This window comes from Alistipes sp. CAG:268, assembly GCA_000434235.1.
Taxonomy (GTDB): Bacteria; Bacteroidota; Bacteroidia; order Bacteroidales; family Rikenellaceae; genus Alistipes; species Alistipes avistercoris.
The window spans coordinates 1-6,521 of sequence record FR892023.1 but is presented as its reverse complement, the minus strand read 5'-3'; the positions used below and the strand labels follow the sequence as shown (position 1 = coordinate 6,521).

General features: G+C 61.2%; 4 protein-coding genes and 1 pseudogene. All 5 read left to right on the top strand.

Annotated elements, in window-relative coordinates:
• Positions 1–53 precede the first annotated feature (53 nt).
• The gene (locus QZL63_RS10680) at positions 54–596 is read left to right on the top strand and encodes a gamma carbonic anhydrase family protein (protein ID WP_022309280.1); all 543 of its coding nucleotides are present in this window, start codon (positions 54–56) and stop codon (positions 594–596) included.
• Positions 597–608: 12 nt separating this feature from the next.
• Complete coding sequence (locus QZL63_RS10675; protein WP_022309279.1) at positions 609–1,925, top strand: histidine kinase; 1,317 nt, start codon at positions 609–611, stop codon at positions 1,923–1,925.
• Complete coding sequence (locus QZL63_RS10670; RefSeq protein WP_022309278.1) at positions 1,922–2,683, top strand: LytR/AlgR family response regulator transcription factor; 762 nt, start codon at positions 1,922–1,924, stop codon at positions 2,681–2,683. The genes QZL63_RS10675 and QZL63_RS10670 overlap by 4 nt, the downstream gene beginning before the upstream one ends.
• 119 nt (positions 2,684–2,802) lie before the next feature.
• Positions 2,803–3,369 carry a Spy/CpxP family protein refolding chaperone gene (locus tag QZL63_RS10665; protein WP_022309277.1) on the top strand — a complete coding sequence of 189 codons (567 nt, stop codon included), beginning with the start codon at positions 2,803–2,805 and terminating at the stop codon, positions 3,367–3,369.
• 160 nt (positions 3,370–3,529) lie between these two features.
• Positions 3,530–6,472, top strand: a pseudogene (locus QZL63_RS10660) (outer membrane beta-barrel protein).
• The last annotated feature ends 49 nt before the right edge of the window (positions 6,473–6,521 follow it).

Genomic DNA, 6,521 nt, shown 5'->3' with positions numbered 1-6,521 from the left:
CCGTCGGCACAAAACGAACGAAACGACGAAGCAAAGACAAAAACAGATAAGTTATGGCATTGATCAGAAAAGTACGCGGGCATGAACCCGTGATCGGAGAGAACACCTTTTTGGCCGAGACGGCCGTCGTTCTGGGCGATGTGACCATCGGCCGCGACTGCTCGATCTGGTATAACGCCGTGCTGCGCGGCGACGTGAACAAGATCGTCATCGGCGACCGGACGAACATCCAGGACGGCGTGGTGCTCCATACGATCTACGACAAGGCGAAGCACCCTTCGCAGACGATCATCGGCAACGACGTGTCGGTGGGCCACAACGCCGTGGTGCACGGAGCGCGGATCGGCGACCACTGCCTGATCGGCATGGGGGCCATCCTGCTCGACAACGCCGTCGTCCCCTCGGGCTGCATCATTGCGGCCGGGGCGCTCGTGCTCTCGAATGCGCAGCTCGAGCCCAATTCGCTCTATGCCGGAGTGCCGGCCAAGCGCATCCGCGAGGTGACGCCCGAGCAGCGGGACGAGATCGTGCTCCGCACGGCCCACGACTACATGCACTATGCGTCGTGGTTCATGGACGAAACGCTCGAGGAGTAAAAAACGAAGGCCATGCGCGCGTTGTCCCGCTATTCGGACGTGGTCCTGAACCTGCTGGTCGCCGTGGCGATCAGCCTGGTCGTGAACTTCTCCTACCTGCTGCTGGTGCTCGTCGAACAGAGCAGCGAGACCACCTCGTCGGGCGGTCCCGGGCATGAGCAGCGGGTGTGGGAGCGGCGCGACGAGGGTCGGCTTGCGGTGCATGCCGACGGGTACGGCTACCTCGTCTACGCGGGCGGCGACAGCGTCTATGTGCCGCCGCAGAACCTGCGCTGGCTGGGACTCGAAGACGGCGACCGGATCCGTGCCGACATCCGTCCGTCGCGCCGGTCGGGGGGGCATCCCGTGTTGAAGGAGGTGCGGACGCGCAATGGCGAGGAGTTCGACTACAGCCGCCTCTACAACCGTCCGTCGCAGTGGACCGAGCTGCTGCTGCAGCTGCTCTTCTACCTCTTCATGTCGTTCGTGCTGCTGACGATCCTCACCGATTCCCACCGCCGCTACTCGATGCGCCGCTACATCCGCAGCTGCCTGTGGAGCTGTGTGGCTGCCGTTGTGCTCTATTGCGTGGCGCCCGTCACGGAGTGGCATTCGGGCCGGGTTGTGCTGAACTTCATGAGCGGGCGGATGTTCGACTACATGCTGCTGCTCAAGTGTTCGTTCGCACTGGTCGTGTCGCTGCTCTACAGCCGGCTCTATGTGCTCATCTCGCAGCGGCAGCTTGTCGAGGTGGAGAACGAGCGGCTCAAGAACGAGAACCTCACCACGCGCTACAACATGCTCGTCGGGCAGATCAACCCCCACTTCTTCTTCAACTCGCTCAATTCGCTGGCGATGCTTGTGCGCGAGAAGCACGACCAGAAGGCCCTGACCTACATCGATCAGCTCTCCTATACGTTCCGTTACATCATCCAGAACGGACAGAGCACGCTCATCACCCTCGGCGAGGAGCTGAAGTTCGCCGAGGCGTACAGTTACCTCTTTAAAATAAGGTATGCCGACAAGCTCTACTTCGATATCGAGGTCGATTCGGACTACCTCTGCTGGCGCCTTCCGGCCCTCTCGCTCCAGCCGTTGATCGGCAATGCCGTGAAACACAATACGATCACGCGCAGCAATCCGCTGCACGTCTCGATCCGTGTCGAAGACGGCCGCCTGGTCGTGTCGAACCCGCTGCGCCCGAAACTCGAGCCCGAACCCTCGACCGGCATCGGTCTGGAGAACTTGCGCAACCGCTGGCTGCTCATCACGGGCCGCGATATCGAAATTGACGACTCCGACGGTACATTCACCGTGCGGCTGCCGCTCGAACCCCCTGCCGCACGATGAAAGCACTCATTATCGAAGACGAGACCGCCGCGGCGCTGAACCTTGCCGCCGTACTGCGCCAGGTCGCTCCCGGCGTGGAGGTCGTGGCCACGCTTGAGAGCGTGGCCGAGAGCGTCGAGTGGCTGCGTGCGAATCCCCAGCCCGACCTGCTGTTCATGGACATCCACCTGGCCGACGGCGACTCGTTCCGCATCTTCAAGTCGGTGGAGGTCACCGCACCGGTCGTCTTCACCACGGCCTACGACCAGTATGCGCTCGAGGCCTTCAAGGTGAACAGCATTGACTATTTGCTCAAGCCGATCAATGCCGACGACGTGCGGCGTGCGCTCGAGAAGCTGCGGCGGCTCACCTCCGGCGAGCGGCTCGACTACGGCTCGCGCGTGCGGACGATGGCCGCCCGGCAGTCGGAGGAGGTCTTCCTGGTGCATGTCCGCGATCGGATCATCCCCCTGCGGCGCGATGCGATCGCCTACCTCTACACGGCCAACGAAAAGGTCACGGCCTGCACCTTCGAGGGGGAGGTCTACCCGATGGACCGCACGCTGGAGGCCTATCAGTCGCAGCTCCCCGAGCACGACTTCTTCCGGGCCAACCGCCAGTTCATCGTCGCGCGCCGTGCCGTGAAGGAGATCGCCGTGTGGTTCGGCAGCCTCCTGACGCTGCACCTTGCGGTCAATACGCCCGAGCGGATCGTCATCTCGAAGGCCCGGGTTCCCGAATTCAAGGCGTGGCTGCGGGCGGTTCGCCCTGCGGAATAGGCGGTTCGCCGGGCCGAATGGCCGTTTGGCCGACCTGCCGGTCCGTATTCTGTTTTTCGGTGCTACTTTTGTATCGGAGATCCCCGAATTAGGAATGTTTCACTAAAAGACAGACAACCATGAAAAAGACGATTTTTGCAGCCGTTGCTGCATTGTGCCTGATGGCAGGAGAAGCGGTTTTCGCACAGACCGAGTCCGCGCCGGCTCCCGCAGCCGCGCCCAAAGAGCGCCCGACGCTCGAACAGATCGCACAGCGCAAGACCGACCGCATGGCTGAACGGCTCAACCTTACCGATGCCCAGAAAAAGCAGGTTTATGAGATCAACCTCCAGCAGCTGAAGGAGATGGAGGCACAGCGCGAGGCGATGCGCAAGGCCCGGGAGGCGCGTGCCGAACAGATGAAGTCGATTCTCTCGACCGAGCAGTTCGTCAAGTGGGCGCAGATGCAGCAGCGCCCGGCCCCGAAACACCATCGGATGCACGGCCCGAAGGCCGGCAAGCCGGGTTGCGGTCCCGCCTGTCCGAAGGCCGGCAAGCCGGCCCCCGAAGGCCTCTGTCCGCGTGAGGGCCGTCCCTGCCCCGAGGTATGCCCCGAAGCCGGTGAGTGCCCGAAGGCCAACGGCGAAGCGCCCCGCGGCAAGGCCCGTCGCGGTGCCGTGAAGGCGGCCCAGAATCCCGAGGAGTAGCAAAATCCGGCAGTTTTTCCGGAATACGATCCATGCGAGGGTGCCGGTCCGGGCGACTGGCACCCTTTTTTGGGCGATTCACCCCCTTCGGGGAACAAGATTGCCGCGAAACCGTTAATTTCGCGGGCGCAAGCAAACAAGCAAATACGTTAACCGAATGATGAAAAAGACACTGCTGACAGCCCTCATGGTGCTGTTTGCCGTTGCCGCCTTCGCACAGAAGGGATCCGTCACGGCAACGCTCGTGGATGCCGACACCGGCGACGAGGTGATCGGTGCGGTGCTGACGCTGACTCCCTCGGCGACACCCGACAAGAAACAGTATGCCACGTCGGCCTACAAGGGCCTCATCTCCTTTCCGTCGCTCAGCTACGGCGAATACGGGCTTTCGATCTCCTTCCTGGGATACAATACGCTCGACACGACCTTCCGCGTGTCGGCCCCGAAGGTGAACCTCGGTGTGCTGCGCCTCAAGCCGGGCGTGCAGATCGAGACCGTGGTCAAGGAGGTGAAGTCGATGCGTACCTCGCAGAAGGGTGACACGGTGAGCTACAACGCCGGGGCCTTCAAGGTGACGACCGACGCCGATGTCGAGGGGCTGCTCAAGAAGATGCCGGGCATCACCGTCACCGACGGTACGGTCGGGGCCCAGGGCGAGGAGATCAAGAAGATCTTCGTCGATGGCAAGGAGTTCTTCGGCGAGGATGTGACGACGGCCATCAAGTCGCTGCCGGCCGAGGCCGTGGACCGAGTCGAGGTCTACAACAAACTCTCGGATGCGGCCGAGTTCTCCGGTATGGACGACGGCGAGGGATACAAGGCCCTCAACATCGTGACCAAACCGGGCATGCGCCAGGGCCAGTTCGGAAAACTCTATGCCGGCTACGGTTACGACTCGGGGGCTGAGCCGCACCACAAATACATCGCCGGCGGCAACGTCAATATCTTCTCGGGCGACAGCCGCGTGTCGGTGATCGGCCTCTTTAACAACGTCAATCAGCAGAATTTCTCGTTCGAGGACATCCTCGGTGTGACGGGCAGCAGCGGCGGCCGCGGTAGCGGTGTGGGTCAGTACATGATGCGCCCCCAGAGCGGTGTGGCCAAGGTCAATGCCATCGGTCTGAACTATTCGGACACGTGGGGCAAGCGCGACCAGGTGTCGTTCCAGGGCAGCTACTTCTTCAACAGCACCAATACGACGAACCGTTCGACGGTAGACAAGTGGTACGAGGCCCCGATGGCGGTCGATACCCTTTCGACGCTCGGTTATTCCGATACGCGGAACTACAACCACCGTTTCAACGGCCGCCTCGAGTGGAAAATCTCGGACAACCAGAACCTGATGATCCGCCCGAGTTTCAGCTACCAGTCGAACGATCCGTGGAGCACGACGCAGGGCTGGCAGTACGGCGAGAGCGGTTACAGCCGCACGGACAACTATAGCAACGGCCTTTCGAGCGGCTACAACCTCCGCACGTCGGCCATCTACCGGGCCAAGCTGGGCAAGGACGGCCGGACGATTACCCTCAACGGCAACGTGAACTATTCGGACCGGACGAACGATTCGGATTCGTGGTCGAACCAGTTGGGAAGTCTGCCCGACCGTCCGGCGATCGATCCCGAGACGGGCGAATGGGATCCGACCGACTATTTCCTGCCGCGCTATCTGCGCAACCTCGCACCGTCGAGCAGCTACAGCCTCCGCGGTGAGTTCACCTATACGGAGCCGGTGGCCAAGTATGCGCAGGTCAGCCTTCAGTATCGTGCCGCCTATGACCATCAGGAACGCGACAAGCGATCCTACGAGACGGGCAGCGACTTCTCGATCGCCGGGCTTCTGCCCGACCCGACGCTGTCGAATGCCTACGAGAGCAACTATACCACGCAGCGCGTCGGCCCGGGTTTCCGTTATTCGAAGGACCGCAACACGTTCGTAGCGAACGTCTACTACCAGCATTCGGTGCTCGACGGGCAGGTGACGCAGGGCGCTTCGGAGCAGATCCGCCACTCGTATGACGACTTCACCTACTTCATGATGGGTCAGCTGATGATCAACCGCGAGAATTCGCTGCGTCTGTTCATCACCTCTTCGACGAGCAATCCCGACGTGACGAGCCTGCAGGGTGTCTACGACCTGGCGGATGCGCAGAACATCTCGCACGGCAACCCGACGCTCAACCCCTCGTACAGCCACCGGATCAACTTCCACTACATCAATTCGAATGTCGAAAAGGGTCGTACGTTCATGTGGATGTTCTCCATGCAGAGTACGTCGGACTACATCGGCACGCACACTGTGCAGAATCCCTCGTTCACGGTCGATGGCGAGACCTACACGCCGAACTTCTATTCGACGCCGGTGAACCTCGACGGCTACCTGAGCCTGCGGACCCACCTCAGCTACGGTTTCCCGATCGGATTCTTACGCTCGAACTTCAACGTCATGGCGGGTGTGACCTATACCAAGACGCCGAGCATGTTTGGCGGTACGGTCGTTCCCGATACGGGTGCCATTACAGGCGGCGAGCGCAACGATACGGAGAACATGGGCTACGACTTCCGGGCCGTGCTGGGCAGCAACATCTCGGAGAATGTCGATTTCACCCTTTCGTGGAACGGCACCTACAACGAAGCGACCAACTCGCTGAGCAGCGTGAGCAGCAAGAACCGTTACTTCAACCACACGGCCAGCGGTGACCTGAAGGTCGTCTTCCCGCTGGGCTTCACGTTCACGGCGAGTGCCGCCTACACGCAGTATCTCGGCTTCACCAACGACTACAACGACGACTACCTGCTCTGCAACGCCTACATCGGCAAGAAGATTTTCCGGAATCAGCGCGGAGAGATCATGTTCGGCGTAAACGATATCTTCAACCAGAACAAGTCGTTCGTGCGGACCACGGGTTCGGGCTGAACACAGAATGCGACCAACAGTGTGATCGGCCGGTATTTCATGGTTCAGTTTACGTTCAACCTGCGTCGGTTCGGCAAGAAGGGTTCGACCAACATCAAGGATTATGACGGAGTGGATTCGGGTTCCCGACGCCGGGGAATGATGGGGCCCGGCCCGGGAGGCCCCCCTCCGGGATTCGGTCCCCATTAATCGGGACCGAATCCGAAACAGAGCCGCCGGACAACATGTGTTGTCCGGC

Excerpts from the sequence above, each read along its gene's own strand:
- QZL63_RS10680 (WP_022309280.1), top strand. The coding sequence starts at position 54 with ATGGCATTGATCAGAAAAGTACGCGGGCATGAACCCGTGATCGGAGAG.
- QZL63_RS10675 (WP_022309279.1), top strand. The coding sequence starts at position 609 with ATGCGCGCGTTGTCCCGCTATTCGGACGTGGTCCTGAACCTGCTGGTC.
- QZL63_RS10670 (WP_022309278.1), top strand. The coding sequence starts at position 1,922 with ATGAAAGCACTCATTATCGAAGACGAGACCGCCGCGGCGCTGAACCTT.
- QZL63_RS10665 (WP_022309277.1), top strand. The coding sequence starts at position 2,803 with ATGAAAAAGACGATTTTTGCAGCCGTTGCTGCATTGTGCCTGATGGCA.